Annotated in this window: 19 protein-coding genes; 9 read left to right on the top strand and 10 right to left on the bottom strand. The window is 67.1% G+C overall.

The genetic code is table 11. From position 1 onward, the window contains the following. Nucleotides 1-37: 37 nt before the first annotated feature. Both ACP150_RS02305 and ACP150_RS02300 read right to left on the bottom strand, forming a co-directional pair. Complete coding sequence (locus ACP150_RS02305) at nucleotides 38-988, bottom strand: alpha/beta fold hydrolase (RefSeq protein ID WP_424964926.1); 951 nt, start codon at nucleotides 986-988, stop codon at nucleotides 38-40. 4 nt (nucleotides 989-992) lie between these two features. Further along, nucleotides 993-1,280, bottom strand: coding sequence for an SCP2 sterol-binding domain-containing protein (locus ACP150_RS02300; RefSeq protein WP_424964925.1), 288 nt, complete (start codon nucleotides 1,278-1,280; stop codon nucleotides 993-995). Nucleotides 1,281-1,356: 76 nt separating this feature from the next. On the opposite strand from ACP150_RS02300, the gene ACP150_RS02295 reads away from it, so the two are divergent. The 5 genes from ACP150_RS02295 to ACP150_RS02275 all read left to right on the top strand — a co-directional run bounded on the left by ACP150_RS02295 (nucleotide 1,357) and on the right by ACP150_RS02275 (nucleotide 6,557). Next, entirely contained in the window at nucleotides 1,357-1,932 is a 576-nt protein-coding gene (locus ACP150_RS02295; RefSeq protein WP_424964924.1) for a tetratricopeptide repeat protein, read from the top strand. A gap of 49 nt (nucleotides 1,933-1,981) precedes the next feature. Next, nucleotides 1,982-4,957, top strand: a complete 2,976-nt coding sequence (locus ACP150_RS02290) for a helicase-related protein (RefSeq protein WP_424965415.1) — start codon at nucleotides 1,982-1,984, stop codon at nucleotides 4,955-4,957. 50 nt (nucleotides 4,958-5,007) lie between these two features. After that, a complete protein-coding gene (locus ACP150_RS02285) occupies nucleotides 5,008-5,352 on the top strand; it encodes an RNA-binding S4 domain-containing protein (RefSeq protein WP_424965414.1) in 345 nt (114 codons plus the stop codon). A gap of 48 nt (nucleotides 5,353-5,400) precedes the next feature. Then, the gene (fdxA, locus tag ACP150_RS02280) at nucleotides 5,401-5,739 is read left to right on the top strand and encodes a ferredoxin FdxA (protein WP_424964923.1); all 339 of its coding nucleotides are present in this window, start codon (nucleotides 5,401-5,403) and stop codon (nucleotides 5,737-5,739) included. 302 nt (nucleotides 5,740-6,041) lie between these two features. Further along, a complete protein-coding gene (locus ACP150_RS02275) occupies nucleotides 6,042-6,557 on the top strand; it encodes a CarD family transcriptional regulator (RefSeq protein WP_424964922.1) in 516 nt (171 codons plus the stop codon). A gap of 64 nt (nucleotides 6,558-6,621) precedes the next feature. On the opposite strand, the gene ACP150_RS02270 is transcribed toward ACP150_RS02275, so the two are convergent. Further along, nucleotides 6,622-7,386 carry an adenosylcobinamide-GDP ribazoletransferase gene (locus ACP150_RS02270; protein ID WP_424964921.1) on the bottom strand — a complete coding sequence of 255 codons (765 nt, stop codon included), beginning with the start codon at nucleotides 7,384-7,386 and terminating at the stop codon, nucleotides 6,622-6,624. A gap of 99 nt (nucleotides 7,387-7,485) precedes the next feature. On the opposite strand from ACP150_RS02270, the gene cobT reads away from it, so the two are divergent. Then, entirely contained in the window at nucleotides 7,486-8,523 is a 1,038-nt protein-coding gene (cobT, locus tag ACP150_RS02265) for a nicotinate-nucleotide--dimethylbenzimidazole phosphoribosyltransferase (protein WP_424964920.1), read from the top strand. A gap of 3 nt (nucleotides 8,524-8,526) precedes the next feature. Here cobT and ACP150_RS02260 read toward each other — a convergent pair whose 3' ends face one another. After that, a complete protein-coding gene (locus ACP150_RS02260) occupies nucleotides 8,527-10,542 on the bottom strand; it encodes a cation:proton antiporter (protein ID WP_424964919.1) in 2,016 nt (671 codons plus the stop codon). Between the two features lie 127 nt (nucleotides 10,543-10,669). Beyond that, a complete protein-coding gene (locus ACP150_RS02255) occupies nucleotides 10,670-13,093 on the bottom strand; it encodes a hypothetical protein (RefSeq protein ID WP_424964918.1) in 2,424 nt (807 codons plus the stop codon). Nucleotides 13,094-13,216: 123 nt separating this feature from the next. Here ACP150_RS02255 and ACP150_RS02250 point away from each other — a divergent pair, with 123 nt between their 5' ends. Then, nucleotides 13,217-13,948: an SIMPL domain-containing protein gene (locus ACP150_RS02250; RefSeq protein WP_424964917.1), complete on the top strand. Its 732-nt coding sequence runs from the start codon at nucleotides 13,217-13,219 to the stop codon at nucleotides 13,946-13,948. Nucleotides 13,949-14,107: 159 nt separating this feature from the next. Here ACP150_RS02250 and ACP150_RS02245 read toward each other — a convergent pair whose 3' ends face one another. The 5 genes from ACP150_RS02245 to ACP150_RS02225 form a co-directional block, all read right to left on the bottom strand. After that, nucleotides 14,108-15,172, bottom strand: a complete 1,065-nt coding sequence (locus ACP150_RS02245) for a dipeptidase (RefSeq protein ID WP_424964916.1) — start codon at nucleotides 15,170-15,172, stop codon at nucleotides 14,108-14,110. Further along, nucleotides 15,169-15,918, bottom strand: a complete 750-nt coding sequence (locus ACP150_RS02240) for a gamma-glutamylcyclotransferase (protein WP_424964915.1) — start codon at nucleotides 15,916-15,918, stop codon at nucleotides 15,169-15,171. Before ACP150_RS02240 ends, ACP150_RS02245 begins: the two co-directional genes overlap by 4 nt. Continuing rightward, nucleotides 15,915-16,484, bottom strand: a complete 570-nt coding sequence (locus ACP150_RS02235; protein WP_424964914.1) for a GNAT family N-acetyltransferase — start codon at nucleotides 16,482-16,484, stop codon at nucleotides 15,915-15,917. Before ACP150_RS02235 ends, ACP150_RS02240 begins: the two co-directional genes overlap by 4 nt. A 98-nt stretch (nucleotides 16,485-16,582) precedes the next feature. Continuing rightward, nucleotides 16,583-17,050, bottom strand: coding sequence for a VOC family protein (locus tag ACP150_RS02230; RefSeq protein WP_424964913.1), 468 nt, complete (start codon nucleotides 17,048-17,050; stop codon nucleotides 16,583-16,585). A gap of 472 nt (nucleotides 17,051-17,522) precedes the next feature. Further along, the gene (locus ACP150_RS02225; protein WP_424964912.1) at nucleotides 17,523-18,818 is read right to left on the bottom strand and encodes an O-acetylhomoserine aminocarboxypropyltransferase/cysteine synthase family protein; all 1,296 of its coding nucleotides are present in this window, start codon (nucleotides 18,816-18,818) and stop codon (nucleotides 17,523-17,525) included. Between the two features lie 141 nt (nucleotides 18,819-18,959). Here ACP150_RS02225 and ACP150_RS02220 point away from each other — a divergent pair, with 141 nt between their 5' ends. Both ACP150_RS02220 and hisB read left to right on the top strand, forming a co-directional pair. Next, nucleotides 18,960-19,556: a DMT family transporter gene (locus ACP150_RS02220; protein WP_424964911.1), complete on the top strand. Its 597-nt coding sequence runs from the start codon at nucleotides 18,960-18,962 to the stop codon at nucleotides 19,554-19,556. Continuing rightward, nucleotides 19,522-20,109: an imidazoleglycerol-phosphate dehydratase HisB gene (gene hisB, locus ACP150_RS02215; RefSeq protein ID WP_424964910.1), complete on the top strand. Its 588-nt coding sequence runs from the start codon at nucleotides 19,522-19,524 to the stop codon at nucleotides 20,107-20,109. Before ACP150_RS02220 ends, hisB begins: the two co-directional genes overlap by 35 nt. Nucleotide 20,110: the final 1 nt, after the last annotated feature.

The following is a 20,110-nucleotide window of genomic DNA, read 5'->3' as shown; positions in this document are numbered from 1 at the left end:
CCCACCCGACATGGTTGTACGATGCGCCCGGCGGCACTCAGGCGGCTTTGCCATCCTGAAGTTGCGCGGCGAAAAACGCCTCGATCTCGGCCAGCAGCGGGTCGAGCTTGTCGGGCGCTTCCATCAGCACCTCATGCTCGCCGCCATCGACCATCACCAGCCGCCCATCGGGCCAATCGGTCATGCGTGCGTGGATCGGTGCCGTCAGCACGATCCGTTCATTCGTGCCCAGAGCCGTGAGGCAGGGCAGGGGCGGTGCGGGCCGGGTTTCGAGCCAGCGGCATTCGCAATGGGCCTCGTGGACCCATTGCATGGTGGGGCCGGCCACGGCGAAATCGGGTTCTGCCGTCAGATGGTCGATCATGAACCGGAACTCGCCCCGATCGGTCGTCAGCAGGTTGTCCGCGAACGGTGCGGTCAGGACATAGGGCTCGGATCCGGTGGTCGGCGCATAGGCCTCCCCCTGACCGGTCCAGCCCGCCAATGTCCCGAGCAGCCCGGCCACGGGCCGCGCCCAAAGCGGAAACTGCACCCCCCAGAGGGGCGCGGAAAACACCACGCCCTTGACCGGCAGGTCCTGCATCACCGCGCGCAAACCGATGGCGCCGCCCATGGAATGGGCAATCAGAAAGTAAGGCTCCGGAAGGCCCGCATCCCGCGCGCAATCCAGCGCAGCCTGCACGTCCATCTGATAATCGGGGTATTTCCCCACATGGCCCTTGCGGCGATCCGGCAGCAAACGGTCCGACAGACCCTGTCCACGCCAGTCGATCACAAGGCTGGAATAGCCCATCCCGGCCAGATGGGTGACCACACGCCCGTATTTCTCGGCCCATTCCGTGCGTCCGGGGAAGATCAGGACCGTGCCCTGATCTCCGGTCTCGTGCAGCGCGATGCGCAGGCGAATGTCGTCATCGGTCCGGACCCAGACCGCGCGCGCGCCCGCCGGAGCTTCGGCCAGATCGGCGCGATAGGGGGCCGGGTCCATGGGGTCAGCTCAGGGCGGCGCCGAGCTTCATGGCGGTGCCCATGTCACCGTCGAGCTTGAGCTTGCCGCCCATGAAGGCCGCCGTGGGGTTCACTTCGCCTTCCATGATGCCCTGGAATGTCTCGCGATCCGCCGAGAGGGTGCATTCTGCGTCGTCATCGCCTGCGCGGACCCCGTCCTCGTCGATCATGATGGCGCCTTCGTCCTCGATCACGAATTTCACGGTTCCGTCGAACCCGCCGCCAATGCGCTCTTGCAGGGCCGTAACGGCCTTTTCGATTACTTCGCTCATGGACTTTCCCGTCGCTCCAAGTTGTGACTGCCGGGCTCTCGCTTTTTCCGGCGGTTGCATTACCATGGTGCGCATGATGACCGCGATAGTTCAACGCCTCAACGCTGCCTTGGCGGCAGGTTTTCTCACTCTGACGTTAGGTCTCGGCGGGGCGGCTAGCCCGGCTGCGGCGCAGGGCGCGGATGTGGCCGAGCTGCTGGAGCGATTGCAATCGCCCGAGCTGCAGAATTGGGAGGCGGTCGAGCGCCGGATCTACGAGGCCTGGTCGCAATCGGGATCGGCCTCGGCGGATCTGCTGCTGGACCGGGGGCGTCAGGCGCTGGAGGACGAGGATTTCGTTGCCGCGATCGAGCATCTGACCGCGCTCACCGATCACGCGCCGGGTTTTGCCGAGGGCTGGCACGCCCGGGCGACGGCGTTTTACCTGTCGGATCACTATGGACCCTCTCTCTCGGATCTGCGCGTGGCGCTGGCCCTCAACCCGCAGCATTTCGGCGCGCTCGCCGGGGCGGGCCGCATCCTGATGGAGCTGGGCGAGACCGAGGCGGCACTGACCGCTTATCGCGCGGCGGCTGCTATACATCCCCAACGCCCCGATATATCAGAGGCCATAGACCGGCTGGAGCGGGAGCAGGGCGGCCAACGCCTCTGATCCTGCGCGATCTGCGGGTTTGAACGGGTTTTCTGGGGACCTCCAAATGATGCGACATGACGCGCGGATCACCGCGGTCCTCGGTCCCACCAATACCGGCAAGACCCATTACGCCATCGAGCGGATGCTGGGCTACCGCACCGGGGTGATCGGGCTGCCGCTGCGCCTTCTGGCGCGCGAGGTCTATGACAAGATCGTCGCTCTGCGCGGGCCCTCGGTCGTGGGGCTTGTGACCGGCGAAGAGCGGATCGTGCCCGACCGGGTGCAATACTGGGTCTGCACGGTCGAGGCGATGCCCCAGGAGATCGGCGCAGATTTCGTGGCCATCGACGAGATCCAGCTCTGCGCGGATCCCGAACGCGGCCATGTCTTCACCGACCGGCTGTTGCGGGCGCGCGGGCTGCACGAGACGATGTTCCTCGGTGCCGAGACCATGCGCAGCGCCATCGCCGAACTGGTGCCCAAGGCGCAGTTCATGCGCCGCGAGCGCTTTTCCGAGCTGACCTATGCGGGCGCCAAGAAGATCAGCCGCATGAAACCGCGCTCGGCCATTGTCGGGTTCTCGGTGGACAACGTCTATGCCATGGCCGAGCTGATCCGCCGCCAGAAGGGCGGCTGTGCCGTGGTGATGGGCGCGCTCAGCCCGCGCACCCGGAACGCGCAGGTCGATCTCTATCAGAACGGCGATGTGGATTATCTGGTGGCGACCGATGCCATCGGGATGGGGCTGAACCTCGATGTGACCCATGTGGCCTTCTCGGCCCTGTCAAAATTCGACGGGCGACGGATGCGCCCCCTGGCCCCGAATGAGCTGGCGCAGATCGCGGGCCGGGCCGGGCGTTACATGACGCCGGGAACGTTTGGCGTGACAGGCGAGGCGCCCGAGCTCGAAGAGGGCGTGGTCAACGCCATCGAGAACGCCCGCTTCACGCCCCTGCGCAAGCTACAATGGCGCAGTGCCGAGCTGCAATTCAGCCGGGTCGACCGGCTGATCGCCTCGCTCGAGGCCGTGCCGGATGATGATTGGCTCGTCCGCGCACGGGAGGCTGATGACCTCAGCGCGCTCAAGACCCTCGCGGCCGAGGCCGATATCGCTGCGCGTCTGTCGGATGCCCGCGATGTGCGTCTTTTGTGGGATGTCTGCCGGATTCCGGACTTTCGGGGCATATCTGGTGGCGAACATGCAGGTTTGCTCACGAATATCTTCGGCTTTCTCCATGATGATGGCAAAGTCCCCGAACCGTGGTTTGCGCGACAAGTCGCCCGAATTGATCGGACAGATGGCGACATTGACACATTGTCGAAACGCTTGGCCTATATTCGCACATGGACCTATGTGGCCCAACGCAAAGGCTGGGTGGAGCAGGATAGCCATTGGCGCGGCGAGACGCGCGCTGTAGAAGACCGCTTGTCAGACGCATTGCACACGGCGCTGACCCAACGATTTGTCGATCGCCGCACATCCGTGCTTCTGCGGCGGTTGAAACAGAAGGAGAGCCTGGTGGCCGACGTAAACGAAAAAGGTGAAGTGACCGTGGAGGGCGAGCTGATCGGCCGTCTCGAAGGGTTCCGCTTCCGCCAGGACAAGACCGCGACCCCGGAGGAGGCCAAGGCCGTCCGTGCGGCCTCTCTCTCTGCGCTGGCTCCGGAGTTCCATCTGCGCGCGGACCGGTTCTACAACGCGCCCGATACCGAGATCGACTATACCGAGCAGGGGGGCCTCATGTGGGGCGACCAGGCGGTCGGCAAGCTCGTGAAGGGGGCGGACCCGCTCAAGCCCGCGGTTCAGGCCTTCGTCGATGACGAGGCGGGCGCCGATGTGGCCCAGAAGGTCGAGCGCCGTCTGCAGCATTTCATCGACCGCAAGATCGCAGCCCTGTTCGAGCCGCTTCTGGCCATGAGCCGGGACGAGGCGCTCACCGGTCTGGTGCGCGGCTTTGCCTTCCAGATGGTCGAGGCGCTGGGCGTTCTGCCCCGGGCCGCCGTGGCCCAGGACGTCAAGGCGCTGGACCAGGATGCGCGCGGGCTTTTGCGCAAGCACGGCGTGCGGTTCGGGCAGTTCACCATCTTTCTGCCGCTTCTGTTGAAGCCGGCACCGACGCGGCTGCGTCTGGTGCTGTCCTCGCTCTTCAAGGGGCGCGATGTCTTCCCCGAAAGCCCGCCCCCGGGACTGGTGACGATCCCGGTGATCGAGGGCGTGAGCGCCGAGATCTACAGCGAATCCGGCTATCGATCGGCGGGTGCGCGGGCGATCCGTATCGACATGCTGGAGCGTCTGGCGGATATGCTGCGCGGCGTGGACACACGCGGCGGATTCGAGGCGACACCGGATATGCTGTCGATCACGGGCATGACGTTGGAGCAGTTTGCCGACCTGATGCAGGGGCTGGGCTATGCCGCTGAACGCTCGGAGCGGGCCAAGGTGAAGCCCGCTCCGGCGGCGGATGCAGCCCCGGCCGGGGAGCCCGGCGAGGCGGCGGCGGAAGCCGAGACGCCGGTCGCCGAGGGGGAGCCTGCTGTTGCAGAGGACGCTGCCGAAACCGATCTCCCTGCGGCTGAGACGCCTGCAGAGGCAGAGACCCCTGCAGAGGCAGAGGCCCCGGCGGCTGAAACGCCTGTCGAGGCCGACGCCGCCACCGCCGACGACGCCACCACCGAAGACCCCACGCAGGCGGATGCGGAAACACCCGCAGACGCCACGGCCGAGGCCGAGAGCGCGGCAGAGCCCGCCGAGCCGGAAATGGAGGTTGTCTACACCTTCCGCTGGGCCCCGCGTCCGCGTCGGACCGACAACCGGGGTCGCAAGGGCGGCGGCGAGGCCCAGGCCCGCAGCGGCAAGCCCGGTGGCAAGCAAGGCGGCAAACCCCGGGGCAAGGGGGCCGGTGGCAAGGGCAAACCCGGTGGACGCGGTCCGCGCGACACCAGCCCCAAGACCTATCAGTCCCGCCCGGACAAGAAGAAGGATCGCATCGATCCGGATAACCCCTTCGCCGCGGCTCTGATGGGCCTGAAGGACAAGTCCTGAGCAAGGCCGCACCGGGGGCCGGCGCGGCGGACGCGCCCGGACGACAGCGGCTGGACAAGTGGTTGTGGTTTGCGCGGTTCTTCAAGACCCGCAGCCTTGCGGCCAAGCAGGTCAGCGCCGGGGCGGTGCGGATCAACGCGGTGCGCGTGACCAAGCCTGCGACCAGCGTGGCCACCGGAGATGTGCTGACTTTTGCCCAGGGGCGCGAGATCCGCGTCATCCGGGTCGAGGTCCCCGGCACCCGCCGGGGACCGGCCCCGGAGGCCCAGTTGCTCTATACCGATCTGACGCCAGCGCCTGAGCCCGACGCGCCCTCAGCGCCGCGCAAGGGGCCCCGACCGACCAAGAAAGATCGTCGCGCTTTGGATGAATCCCGTCGTCCGCCGCTTGAATGACCCGTCGCAAAACCTTAATGCAAGTGCAGCACACGAAGGAACGCGCCCATGACCTATGTCGTCACCGACAATTGCATCGCTTGCAAATACACCGACTGCGTCGAGGTCTGCCCCGTTGACTGCTTCTACGAGGGTGAGAACATGCTCGTGATCCACCCCGATGAATGCATCGATTGCGGCGTGTGCGAGCCTGAATGCCCCGCCGACGCCATCCGGCCCGACACTGAGCCGGACATGGAAAAATGGGTCGAGTTCAATCGCAAGTATTCCGAGGCCTGGCCGGTGATCATCACCAAGAAGGATCAACTGCCCGAGGCCGAAGAGCGCGACGGCGAAACCGGCAAGCTGGACAAGTACTTCTCCGAGGCACCGGGCGAGGGCGGCTGAACGATTCGCGGCGGGTGATCGCGCTAACGGCTGTACGGGCCCCGCTACGCGAGAAGTGAACGAAAATCGACCGAAACGGGTGGTTTCGGGGCACTCATCCCTGTGCAGGCGCAGCAAGTGCCTTCTCAAACCGCCTTTTTTTTGTTATATTGCGTTCATAATTGACGTGGAGAAACCACCCGAAACGCTTCAGCCTCGTGCCGTTGCGTTTTTTTTACCGCCGCAATTCGGGCAACTGGACGCCACCGCGCGACCACGTCCCCCTGCGGTCTGGGCGGCGCCACAAGCAGGAGTGAAAGTGCATGAGCAAAGCGAACAAATCCAACGACTTCCGCCCGAATGAATATGTCGTCTACCCCGCCCATGGCGTGGGTCAGATCGTTTCCATCGAAGAGCAGGAAATCGCCGGACTGACGCTTGAGCTGTTTGTGATCTCGTTCGAGAAGGACAAGATGACATTGCGGGTGCCGACCAACAAGGCGACCGAAGTGGGCATGCGCAGCCTGTCCAGCCCCGACATCGTCTCCAAGGCGATGGACACGCTCAAGGGCAAGGCCCGCGTCAAGCGCGCCATGTGGTCCCGCCGTGCTCAGGAATACGAGCAAAAGATCAATTCCGGCGACCTGATCGCGATTGCCGAGGTGGTGCGGGACCTGCACCGCTCGGACGACCAGCGCGAGCAGAGCTATTCCGAGCGTCAGCTGTACGAGGCGGCGCTGGAGCGTCTGACCCGCGAAATCGCTGCGGTGAGCGGGGATGACGAGGGCAACGCGCAGAAGCGGATCGACGACGTTCTGGTTTCGCGCGCCGCTGCCTGATCCGGCCCGGTAACGAATGAACAAGCCGTCCCTCGGGGCGGCTTTTTTCGTGGGGCGGGGCGCGTCAGACCAGCGTGGTCAGGACGGCGAGGGCGGCGATCTCGGCGACCTGCTGGGTCGCGCCGAGGATGTCACCGGTTTGCCCGCCGATCCGGGCCTTGGCCAAGGCCCCGACGATCAACGCCGCTGCGCCTCCGCTCAGGGCCAGCAGGGCCAGCGCTATGCCGCCCCACAATCCGGCGCAGATCCCGAGGGCGAGGGCGCAGGCCAGAAGCGCGGATCCGCGCGGCACCGCCCCCACCCGCCGCGAGAGGCCATCGCTGCGCGCAAAGGGCAGGACATGCATGACGGCGACCATCGCGCCGCGTGACAGGGCGCCGACAGCCACAAGGGCCGCAATCAGCCCGCCGGGTCCCGCCGCATCGAGGATTGCCACAAGGCACGACCATCGCAAAATCAGGCTCAGCCCCAATGCGAGCACCCCGTAGGCGCCGATCCGGCTGTCGCGCATGATCTCCAGCCGTCGCGCGGGCTCCCACCCGCCCCAGAGGCCATCGGCACTGTCGGCCAGCCCGTCTTCATGGAGCGCGCCGGTGATCATCACCTGCAGCACCAGAACCGCCCCGGCCACCGGGCCCGGGGGCAGCCCCAGCGCGGCGAGTGTCCAGGCCAGCCCGCCCGCCAGCGCCGCGAGCCCGGCCCCGACCAGCGGATAGGCCCAGGCGGCTGTGGCGGCGCGGTCACCCGCGCGGCTGTGATCCACGGGGACGGGCAGACGGCTGAGCAGGCTCAGGGCGAGGGGCAGATCGCGGAGATGCGGGCGGGACATCAGGGCCTCCGTCGGCTGTGGCGGACTGTCGCGTGGCGGGGGCGGTCCGTTGGGGTCAACAGTGCCGCCAAGACCCTCTATCGACAGGAAACCGCCCGGATGTCCAGCACAGCCCCGCAGACCGATGCCCCGTTCGACAGTCTGAGCGCGTTTCGCGCGGTGCTGGTGCGGGCGCCGGGGCGCAACGGTCCCGCCGAGGCGCAGGCGCGGGCGCGCAACGACGTGCTGACCAAGCCGCCGGGCGCGCTCGGCCGGCTCGAGGATCTGGCGATCTGGGTGGCGGCTTGGCAGGGCACGGACATGCCGCGGATCGATACGCCGCAGGTGGTGATCTTTGCCGCCAATCACGGTGTCGCGGCCAAGGGCGTTTCGGCCTTTCCGGCAGATGTCACCGCGCAGATGGTCGCGAATTTCGAGGCCGGCGGCGCGGCGATAAACCAGCTCAGCGAGACCTTTGGTGCGCGGATGACCGTGCATCCGATCGACCTCGATCGGCCAACCGCAGATTTCACCGAAGGCCCGGCGATGACCGAGGCAGAGCTTGTCGCCGCCCTGCGCACCGGCTGGCACGCGGTGGATCCCGCCGCGCATCTGCTGGTGGCGGGCGAGATGGGGATTGGCAACACCACCGCCGCCGCGGCGATCTGCGCCGCACTCTATGGTGGCGCGGCAGAGGAGTGGGTCGGGCGCGGCACCGGTGTCGATGCCGATGGGCTGACCCGCAAGGCGCACGCCGTGACCACGGCGCTGGCGGCGAATGCTGCGGCGTTGGGCGATCCGCTCGAGGTGTTGCGCTGTCTCGGTGGGCGCGAGCTTGCGGCCATGGTCGGTGCGATTGCCCGGGCGCGGGCCGATGGCATTCCGGTACTGCTCGACGGGTTCATCTGCTGTGCGGCGGCGGCTTGTCTCGCCGAGGCGCAGGACGGCGCGCTCGATCACGCGCTGGCCGGGCATCTCTCGGCGGAAGGCGCCCATGGCGCGCTGCTCGAAAAGCTGGGCAAGACGCCGATCCTGTCGCTCGGGCTGCGGCTGGGCGAGGGCTCGGGCGCGGCACTGGCGCTTGGCGTGCTCAAAGGGGCCGTGGCCTGCCATTCCGGCATGGCCACCTTCGCCGAGGCGGGGGTCTCGGACGGCTGATCCCTAGCGCTTGGCGCGGGTGACGGCAGTTTCGGATTCCAGCGTGGCAAAGCGCTCGCTATGTCCGGTCATGCCTTCGGTCTCATCCAGCGTGCTGACCAATGCGGTTTCGAGATCGCGGTTCAGTTCCTTGGCGCGGGCGACATAGGCCTCGTTCTCGGTCACGGGCACGCCGGGTTTCCACAGCACGGCCAGATCCCGCATCGCCTTGCGGTCCATCCGAAAGAACGTGTGCTCGGCATCGGCGGCGTCGAACTCGCTCATCCCCATATTCTCGAGCACATAACGCCCCGCCCGGAGCGAGCTGTCAAAGGTCTCGCGCACGATGTCATTGGCCCCCGCGGCATAGAGCTCATAGACATGCACCCGGTCGCGGGCACGGGCCACGATATGCAGATCCGGGCGCATCCGACGGGCATAGGTGACGAGTTTCAGCACCGCCTCCCGGTCGTCCAGCGTCACCACCAGCACCCGCGCCTTGTCGAGCCCCGCGGCATGCAGAAGCTCGGGCCGGGTCGGGTCCCCGAAGAACCCCTTGAACCCGAAGCGCCGCATCAGCTCGATCATCTCCAGATCATGGTCGAGCACCGTGGTCTTCATGCCGGTCATCTGCACCATGCGGTTGACCACCTGCCCGAACCGCCCGATCCCGGCGATGATGATCGGCTGCTGCTCGTCGATCTCGTCATCGGGGCGCTCGGGGCCGCCGCTGTCCTGCATGCGGGCGCTGACCTGATCGTAGACGATGAAGAGGAGCGGGGTGAGCAGCATCGAGAGCGCCACCACGAGCAGAAGCGTCTGGCTGATCTCGCCCGGCAGGACATTGGTGTTCACCGCAAAGCTGATGAGCACGAAGCCAAACTCCCCCGCCTGCGCGAGGCTGAGGGTAAAGAGCCAGCGGTCGCGCCCGCGGATCTTGAAGAGCAAGGCGAGGAACAGCAGGATGATGCCCTTCACCGCCATCAGGCCGAGGGTCAGGCCGAGCAGCAGCAAGGGCTGGCCAAACAGGACCTGAAAGTTGATCCCGGCCCCGACGGTCAGGAAGAAGAGGCCCAGCAGCAGCCCCTTGAAGGGTTCGATATCCGCCTCGAGCTCGTGCCGGTACTCGGAATTGGCCAGCACCACACCGGCAAGGAAGGTTCCCAGCGCGGGGGACAGGCCGAGGATCAGCATGATCGAGGCCACCCCCACCACAAAGAGAAGCGCCACCGCCGTGTTCATTTCGCGCAGCCGCGCGCCGTGGATGAACTTGAAGACCGGCCGGGTCAGGTAGTGACCGCCCAGCACGATGGCGAGAATGGCCGAGATCGTCACAAGGGTGACGCCCCAACCCGGCAACTGTTCGAGGAAATGCACCACGGCGCTGGCGGAATGGTCGCCATGTCCGGCCCCGTGGCCGCCTTGAGCGGCGGCCTCTTCGGCCACATGCATGCTGCCATCGGGGGCGGCTGTCATCCCGATCAGACCGGCGGCGGGCCCCCCCTCGACCGTGGCATGGGGCAGGGCCGACAGCGCCAGAAGCGGCATGAAGGCCAGCATCGGGATCACCGCGATATCCTGCGTCAGCAATACTGAGAAGGCGTTGCGCCCGCCCGGCGTCTGCATCAGCCGTTTTTCGTTCAGCGTCTGCAGCACGATCGCGGTCGAGGACAGGGCCATGATCATCCCGATCGCCAGCGCCACAGGCCAGGCAAAGCCCAGCAGGATACAGCCCCCCATGATCGCGGCCATGGTCAGCCCGATCTGCAGCCCGCCAAGCCCGAGCAATCGGTCCCGCATGTCCCAGAGCGCGCGGGGTTCAAGCTCCAGCCCGATCAGGAACAGCATCATCACCACGCCGAACTCGGCGAAATGCTGTAACTCGTTCACATCCGAGCCGATCAGGCCGAGCACCGGCCCGATCACGATCCCCGCCAGCAGGTAGCCCAGAACCGAGCCGAGCCCGAGCCGCACGGCAAGTGGCACGGCAATCACGGCCGCCAACAGAAAAATGCTGGCCTGGATGAGGAATTCGGTCATGGAAACTTCCTAAGGGATCGTCCGGCCCGCAACGGGCCGCGATGGGATATGCGCCGTCTCACTGTAACGGGGATGCGCTGCGGGTAAACCCGCAGGGCTGTCCCACGCGCCCTTTGGCAGTAAGTGCCTATCCGCGCGGCATCTCCAGCGTGATGTTGCGCCCGCCCTTGGTGTATTGCAGCGAGGTCTCGCCAATCGCGCCGACCCGGCCCCCGTCCACGCGGTCGCCGACCTCGACCTTCACATAGCGACCCGAGGCCAGACGCACGAGCGCCCGGCGGCTGTTCGGGGTGCCATAGACGCCGATCAGGTTGATCCGGTTGAGGCGCAGCGCATCCTCGATGGTGGCCTGCCGGGCCACCGAGGCCGTGGTCGGGATTGTCGGGGCCGTCTCCCGCTGCGGCGCGGGGGCTGCAGCAGCGAAGGAGGCGGTGGAGGCCGCGGCGACGCCTCGGTTCTGACCGGTTGAGGGCTCGGCCGTGGCGACCCGGGCCGCCCGGGCTGCAGCCACAAGCTGCGCGAAATTGCTCGGGCGCTGGTCCGGATAGACCGATCGCGCCATGGCGTTGGCGGGAACGGCCTCGGGGGTTTCGGCGGCGGCCAGCTCCTGGATCGAAGCGGGGCGCGGGGTCGGGGTCAGCCCGGCCAGCTCGGCCCGGCTGCGTCCGTCAAGTTCCGCGCGCTCCTGCAATTCGGCGACGTTTTTCGGACGCGGCGGCGGGCGCTGCGACGCGAGCGCGGCCAGTCGCAGGTCTTCGGTTGTGGTCACGGGCGTGATCTGCGGGCGCGGGCTCGGACGTGTGCCCGGCTCGGAGAAGACCAGCACGCCCTCGGGCGTCAGAGCCCCCTCGGGGGTCGGCGTGACGAACCCGTCCGCGCTCAAATCGAAGAACTGCCCGGGCGCCACAGGGGGTTGCGGCGAGACCGGGCGCAGGTCCTGGCTGTCCATATAGGCGGGCAGGGCGAGTGCGTCCTCGATCGCCACATCCCGGTCCAGCGCGGCCACGTAGAGATCCCCGATCACCGTCGGTGCGATGGGTTGCAGGGGATCCGGGCTGCGTTGCCAGATGCCGCTGGCGGCATAGCGTGTCTCGGTTTCGATCAGGGGCGGGCGCAGGTCGCGCGCCGCGACGGGCGGTTCCGCATCGCTGGTCTGCGCGGGCGGGGCCGTGGTGGGCAAAGCGGGTGACGAAGGCGCATCACTGACCGCCACCGGGGCGGTTGTTGGGGCTGCTGCCGGGGCCGGGGCTGGGGTTGGCGTGCCGGGCACCGTGGCTTCCTCCCCCTCGGCAACCTCCTCGGGGGTGGGCAGCGCGTCGAACCGGCTGACGACGGGCGCAGGGGCGGTGGGTTGCGGCGGGCCATCGGTCATCGCCGTGATAGCGGAAACGCCCGGTTGCTCCGCCGGACCTAGGGCAGCCTCGGCGATCACGGGCGGGGTAGTGTCTTCTGCCGTGTCAGGCGCGGGCGTTGGCGTGGCCCCGGCCCGCTGTTCTGGCGAGGGCTCCGGGGCGGGCGCTGCCTCGTCGATCGCCTGCGGTGCCGCGCCGGTGCTGACCACATCATCCTGTTCCAGGACGGCGGCCACGACCCCCACAAGCACCATCGCCGCCAGCAGCGCGAGGGTCAGGATCAATCCCAGCGAGCGCGAGCTGCGTTTTGCCGGCGCGGCCAGTTCCGCCAGTTTCTCGGCCGCGACCACGGCTTCGGGCGGGGCTAGCTTGGCTGCTGCTTCCGCCCGGGCCCGGGGCGGGGCCGGGGCGACCGGAGCAGGTATCTCATCCACAGATGAGGGCGCAGGCAGATCCGGCTGCGCCTCCACCGGGGCGGGCGCTGCCACCGCGGGTTCCGGCGGCATCGGATCCGGGTCTTGGGACGGCTCCGGCGCGGGTTCGGGCGGTGCCGCGGTTGCGACCGGTGCGTCGGCCTCGGGCGGTGGGGCCACGCTTTCTGTCGGGGGCTGGGACGCCGCCCGTGCGCCGACCCAATCCGTCTCGCCCAGAATGACGACCGGGGCCATATCCCGCTCCAGCGTTTCGGTGGGCGCCAGCAGATCCGGCGCGAGCCGGGTGGTGCCGAACATCGCCTCGCCCGAGAACGCACCCTTGGGCGGCACGGCGGCAAAACAGACCGGTTCGAGCCCATGCTCGGTGGCAAAGGCCTCGGCCTCGGCCAGGGTCTCGCGGGCGACCACGGCGACCTGCGCCTCGCCTTGCGTGACCACGTAATCATAGCAGAGCTCGTCCATGGCATAGGGCGTGCGGCCATCGAGCCGCTCCCGGATCACCGCGTCGTAATCGGGACCCGTGACGCCTTCGACCGAGATCCTGTCATAGAGGATTTCGCTGTTCGGCAGGACCAGCTTGGTGATCAGCGGCCCCAGCTTCTGGGCTTTGGCGATCTCCAGCGCGCGGGTGCGCAGCGCGGCCAGCTCGCCCGCCACATCCGTGGCCGTCAGCAAGACCTCGCCGACCCGCAGCCAGCCATCGCTGGTGCGGTGACACAGTACCAGACCATCCTGGGACAACAGAAGCGCAAAGCTCGGCTTCATCGACCCTGTCGCAGCTCTTGCATCATCCACCTCCTGTGGCCACCTTGTACCGTGTTTACGCCAGTGATGGAAGGACACTTGCCCTTTTCGCGTGCTGGTTTGTTCTGCCCCAAGGAGGCCATGATGCGCCGTTTTTCTCCTGTTTCCCGCCCATTGGCCCTTTGCGCTGCGCTGCTCGTGGTGCTCGGCCTGAGCCTGCCTGCGCAGGTGGCGCGTGCGGCCGACGACCCGGGGCTGCTGAATGTGACCGGCACCGCGCAGATCCCTGCGATTCCCGATATGGCGACGATCCGTATCGGCGTGGTCACCGAGGACCGGCGTGCGGATCGGGCGCTGGCCGGGAATGCGAGCCAGATGTCGGCGGTGCTTGCCAAGTTGCAGGGGTTCGATGTCGCGCCCCGGGACCTGCAGACCTCGGACCTGTCCCTGAGCCCGGTCTATGAGCCCGGGCAGGATTACCGCGGTCAGTCCCGCCGGATCGTGGCCTTTCGGGCGAGCAATATCCTGACCGTGCGGGTCCGTGATCTGGAGCGTCTGGGCGAGATCCTCGATGCCAGTGTCGGGGATGGCGCCAACAGCTTTGGCGGGTTGAGCTTCGGGGTGCAGGCCCCCGGCCCGCTGGAGACCGCCGCCCGCGAGGCGGCGATGAAGGACGCGCTGGCCCGGGCCGAGACGCTGGCTACGGCGGCTGGCGTGGGGCTGGGCCCGATCCGCTCCATCACCGAGCAGGGCGGGTTTCGCGGCCCGCAGATGATGCGCGCCGAAATGGCGATGGCCGACGCGGCGGTGCCCGTGGCGGCGGGCGAGGTGTCGATGTCCGCGACCGTCTCGCTCGTCATCGAACTCGCGCAGTAATCCCGCGACAGGCGCGCGCCGCGCCGTGTCCGGGACCCGTCATAAGGGGTCCGGGACCCGGCAGTCCCCTGGACGGCGGCACATCTGGCGACCAAGGTCTTGCTCAGATGGCCGCGCGCGCGGGTTACGCCCGGGCCGGGCCGTAAAGATCGCGCGGGCTCAGGTCAGGCACCTGTCCAGGCAGGCCAGCCAGTTTTCGCGCGCGAGCTTGGCGATCAGGGCCGCGTCATAGCCATGGGCGCTCATCGCCGCAAAGAGGCCGCGCACCCCGGTCACATCCCCGATCAGATCCGGCAGGATACACCCATCGAAATCCGAGCCGAGCCCCACATGGTCCTCGCCCAGTTCGGTGATCAGATGATCGAGATGCCGCAGCATCACGTCCCAGCCCATGTCACTGTCTGAGCGACCATCCGCGTTGAGGTAGAAGGTCGCGAAGTTCAGACCGACCATCCCCTTGCGTTCGCGGATCATGTGCAATTGCCGGTCGGTCAGGTTCCGGGGGCTGTTGCAGATCGCATGGGCGTTGGAATGGGTGGCCACCAGCGGCGCCTGCGAGACGGCGGCCACGTCGTCGAACCCCTTCTCGTTGAGATGGGACAGATCGATCATGATCCCCAGCGCGTCGCAGAGCCGGATCAGGTCCTTGCCGGTCTGCGTCAGGCCGGGGCCGATATCCGGGCTGCCCGGAAAGGCCATGGGCACCCCGTAGCCAAAAATCGTGTCCCGGCTCCAGACCGGGCCGAGCGACCGCAGGCCCATCTCGTGAAACAGGTAGAGCGCGTCGAGATCGGGGCCGATCGCCTCGGCCCCTTCCAGATGCATGACCCCGGCAACCCGTCCGGCGGCCATGGCCGTGCGGATCTCGGGGGCGCTGCGGCACAGCTTGAAGTCGTCGGGCGCGGACCGTTCCATCCAGTGCAGCAGTCCGGCCATGGTCAGGGCATCTGGCTGGGCTTCGGCATGGGTCATCTGGGGCGGCATGGGCATTGCATAGGGCGGGTGCGCCATGAGCGCCTTGAAATCGGGCGGCTTCCCGGCCCCGAGCGGGGGCACGAAGATCGCGAACAGCCCGCCCGCGAACCCGGCCTCCTTCATGCGGGTCAGATCCATATGCCCCATCTCGCCCGTGCCGAGCCAGGTCTCGTCGCGCGGGGCGGGGGTCTTCATCAACCGCAGAACGAAATCGTTATGGCCATCGAAAAAGGGAATGGGCGGGCTCATGGCGTGGCATCCTCGGCTGTGGTTGCGGCGATCCGGGCATCCACCTCGCGCAGCAGCGCGCTGCAATGGGCGTCCTCGATCCCGAATTGGCAAAAGTGATCCACGATGCTCGCGAGGTAGTCGCGGCTCGTGCCGAGCAGCCCGGACCCCGTGGCGAGATAGCGGAGCTGCCGATCCCGGCAGATATCGCCGAGAATGACCGCCTCGCTATGGTCGGCGACAAAGACCAGCGCAGAGACCGTCTGGTCGGCGAGCGCGACCGGATGCAGGATCGGCAGGTAGCCGGGCCCGATCATCTCGCGCCGAAAGAGGATCTCGGTTTCGATCTCGACATCCGCCGCGGCGATGCGAAAGGCCAGCCCGTCGCAGCCCGGGCCGTCATCCAGCGCCGCCATCAGCCCCGGGGCCTCTTTCGTGCCGCGTCCGCCCTTGTCGTCGAGCAGGATGAGCCGGCGGGCATAGCCCTCGAGCCGTGCGCGGCGCAGCTCGACAAAGCGCAGCGCCGGGTCCCACATCAATGAGCCATAGCCGAAGATCCAAAGGTCCCCGTCATGCCCGGCGAGGGCGTCGCGCCGGATCGCCTCGCGCTCGGCATCCGAATAGACCCAGTCCCGCAGGTCGGTGAGATGCGGATGCGCCTGCAGCAGCGCCTCGACATCGAAGGTGCGAAAGAACGAAGTTTCAGGATCCGCAATCTGCCCGCGCAACTCGGGGTGGTGGGCGAAAGGATCGGAAGGATGGGTCAATCGGGGTCTTTCTCGAAATGCCCCTCACCTTCGCGCATCTCCATGCAAAGGTCGACACCCTCAATAGCGCCCGGAAAGGCGGCGGAGACCGGCTGGTCCACAAACCCCATCCGCCGATAGAGCGCATGGGCATGGTTCAGCGACTGGTGTGTCGACAGGAAGAACCGTGCATAGCCCGCCGCGCGGGCCTCGGTCAGCAGCGCCTCCAGAAGCTGCGTGCCCAGCCCGTGGCCCCAGGCCTCCGGACGGACAAACATGCGCTTGATTTCCATATCCGTCTCGGAATGGGCGAAAAAGGCCACCGTGCCCACGGGCCGCCCGTCCAGACGGGCCAGAAGCAGGCAGCCCGTTGGCGGACCGTATTTTCCCGGCAGACCTGCAAGTTCCGCGTCGAGATTGGCAAAGACCGACGGGTTCTCCGTCTGCGGGTCGCGGCCTGTCGCCTTGGCCACATGCGCCATGGCAAAGCGGTAAAAGCCGCGCACCAGATCCCGCACCGCGTCGAGATCCTCCGCAGATGTGGCGTGGGAGATCAAGACCGTGGCGGTGGAGGGGGGTGTCGACATGGGCAATGTCTCCTCTGTCTGCGCTGCTGGAACACAGAAGCAGAGTTCGCGGCAGCGGGCCACAGGGATCTGTCCCGGGGCGCGACGGGGCCATCCCGTCAGGAGTTGTGCCAATCCGCGTCGGCGGCGACCAGTTCGACCGTGTTGCCATCGGGATCCCGGGTGAAAAGCCCGCGCCAGCCGGTCCACTGGAAGGTTTCGAACCGCACCTCACAGCCCTCTTGGCGCAGCCAGTCCGCCGCGGCCTCTTGCTCGGCCCAGGGCAGGCTCAGCGCCAGATGATGCAGGGAGGAGCGTTGCCCGGCCTCCAGCTCGGTCGCACGACGCTCCGGCGACATGGAGATCCCGCCCGCCTCATCGGCAAAAAGCGCGAGCACCGCCACATGGCCGCCGAAGCTCTCTCCGAGCCGGAAGAAAACGATGCCCGCGCGATGCCCGCCCCGTGAGCCGGGCGTCAGGCGTTCGAGCCCCAGAATGCGGCCATAGAAATCCTGCATGGCCGCGAAATCGCGGCAGCGGATGGCGATTTCACCAAGGGCGCGGGGGCGGAAGGGCGGGTGGGGCATGAGAGGTCTCTCTGTGTTGGCGCCCTCGGGTCGTGCCGCAATTCGGCCTGAGCGCGCGCTCTGTCGTCTTGAACTCTTTGCGAATGCGGCTTTGCCTCGGCGGTTTTGCGAAGGCCTGCATGGTGTCCTTCCCCGTATACCATGCCTCGCAGCGGAGGGCTCGGGCAGCCGCGTCACGGATGGCGCAGGCCTGCGATAGGCGTCTGTGCGACCGGCCTGATGCCTGTCGCCCTCGCGCCCCGACAGCTCCTTGCAGGATCAACCGCAGAGCAGTTGCACGGACCATAGGGCTGGTCATGGCCATGATCCTGTCGGTGGATCTTGGGGGAATGCCCTGATCATGGCGCGGATCGGCGGGCGATCGGAGCCGCCGAACATGCTCCGATCGCGGCAACCTCTGGGGCGCCCGAGCATGAGGCCAAGAAAAAGCCCCGCCGAAGCGGGGCCTTTTGGGGCCGTCTGTTGCCCGATCTCAGGCGGTCGCTTTTGCCAGGGCCTGATCCAGATCCGCGATCAGGTCATCGGCATCCTCGGTGCCGATGGAGACGCGCACCACATTGGGGGCCGCACCTGCCGCCTCCTGCTGCTCAGGCGTGAGCTGGCGGTGCGTGGTCGAGGCCGAGTGGATGATCAGCGAGCGCGTGTCGCCGAGATTGGCCACGTGGCTGAAGATCTCGAGACTGTCGACCAGCTTGATGCAGGCCTCGTAGCCGCCCTTGACCGCGAAGGTGAAGAGCGCGCCCGCGCCCTTGGGGCAGACATCCTTGATCCGGCTGTAATAGGGCGAGCTTTCGAGACCGGCATAGGTCACGAAATCCACGCGGTCATCGGCCTCGAGCCATTTGGCGATCTTCTCGGCATTCTCGACGTGCCGCTCCATGCGCAGGCTGAGCGTCTCGATCCCCATCAGCGTGTAATGAGCGCCCTGCGGGTTCATGGTCATGCCCAGATCGCGCAGGCCCACGGCGATCCCGTGGAAGGTGAAGGCCAGCGGTCCGAAGGTCTCGGCGAATTTCAACCCGTGATAGGCGGGCTCGGGCTGGCTCAGGGACGGGAACTTGTCCGAGGCCATCCAGTCGAACTTGCCGCTGTCGACGACGCAGCCGCCGGTCACGGTGCCGTTGCCGGTCAGGTATTTCGTGGTCGAATGCACCACGAGCGTCGCACCATGCTCGATCGGGCGGCAGAGATACGGCGTCGCCGTGGTGTTGTCGATGATCAGCGGGATGCCAGCCGCGTCGGCGATGTCCGCAATGGCGCGCACATCCATGATGTAGCCGCCCGGATTGGCGATCGCCTCGCCAAACACCGCGCGGGTGTCGCCATCGATGGCCGCCTTGACCGCGTCCAGATCGTCGAAATCCACGAATTTCGCCGACCAGCCGAAGCGTTTGATGGTCTGGCTGAACTGGGTGACCGTGCCACCATAGAGCCGGGTCGAGACCACCACATTGCAGCCCGGCTGCATCAGCGGGAAGAGCGCCATGATCTGTGCCGCATGCCCGGAGGAGCAGCAGACTGCGCCGACACCGCCCTCAAGCGTTGCGATGCGTTCCTGCAGAACGGCGACCGTGGGGTTGGTCAGGCGCGAGTAGATGTAGCCCACTTCCTGCAGGTTGAAGAGCGCGGCCGCATGATCAGCGTCGCGGAACACATAGGCGGTGGACTGATAGATCGGCGTCTGCCGTGCCCCGGTGGCCGGGTCCGGGCGGGCGCCCGCATGGATTTGCAGCGTGTCAAAGCCGTAGCTCGGCGTGTCATCGGACATGTGTCTCTCCCTCGAATTCGATTTTGCGCGGACCATGCAGGGTTTCGCGGGGCAGGGCAATGGCCCCTGCTGACGAAGCGCTGACGTTGGGGAAGACAGGTTTGGCCCAGTTATTTCGACAAACCGAATTTGAGCTCGACAATGTTCCAAGACCTGCGCCCTGCGCTGATCCTTGTTCTGGCCTCCCTGCTGTGGGCCGGGAATTTCGTCGCCGCCCGGGCTGTGCACGCCCTGAGCGATCCGGTCTGGCTCAATGCCGCGCGCTGGAGCCTCGCGGCGCTGTGTTTGGCACCCGTCCTGTGGCGCGACCGGGTGGCGGTCCACGCAGCCTTGCGCCGCGATCTCGCGCGGCTTTGCGGGCTCGCGCTGCTGGGGGTGATCGGGACAAACACTGTCCTCTATGCCGGGCTGGAGCACGCCTCGGCCAAGCAGGCTGGTGTGATCTATGCGGTGAGCCCCCTGATGATCCTCGGGCTGAGCTGGGCGCTCGGGCGTGCGGGGCTCTGCGGGGGCACGGTGTTGGGCAGCGGGCTGGCCTTTGGCGGCGCGGTGCTGGCGGTGGTCGTTCTGGACGAAAGGCCGACCCAATGGCAGGTCGCGGGCATGGTCTGCGCCCTTGCAGGGGTGGCCCTGGCCGCGCAGCCCGGGCTTGGCAGCGCGCGCGACCCATGCCAAAAGGCCGGGGCAAAGGAAGGATCACCCCATGCGCCGCGCGACCATCACCCGCAAGACCGCTGAAACCGACATCTCGGTCGAGATCAATCTCGACGGGACAGGGGTTTATGACAACCAGACCGGGGTCGGGTTTTTCGACCACATGCTGGATCAGCTCAGCCGCCACGCGCTGGTGGATATGACGATCCGCTGTGACGGGGATCTGCATATCGACGATCACCACACGGTGGAGGATGTGGGGATCGCGTTGGGTCAGGCGCTCAGCGAGGCCGTGGGCGACAAGCGCGGGATCGTGCGCTACGGCTCCTGCCTTCTGCCGATGGATGACGCGCTGGTGCGCGCCGCGCTCGACATCTCCGGGCGGCCCTATCTTGTCTGGGACGTGGCACTGCCCACCTCCAAGATCGGCGCGTTCGACACCGAGCTGGTGCGCGAGTTCTTTCAGGCGCTCTCGACCCATGGCGGGCTGACGCTGCATGTCTCGGCGCTTGCCGGGATCAACAGCCACCACATCGCCGAGGCGGCGTTCAAGGCCGTGGCCCGCGCCTTGCGGGATGCGCTGGAAACAGATCCGCGCAAGGCGGATGCCATCCCCTCGACCAAAGGGTCGCTCTGAC

It is taken from the genome of Dinoroseobacter sp. S375, assembly GCF_049800775.1.
Lineage (GTDB): Bacteria > Pseudomonadota > Alphaproteobacteria > Rhodobacterales > Rhodobacteraceae > Dinoroseobacter.
The sequence above is the reverse complement of the archived record's forward strand: the minus strand, read 5'-3'. Positions and strand labels throughout refer to the sequence as shown.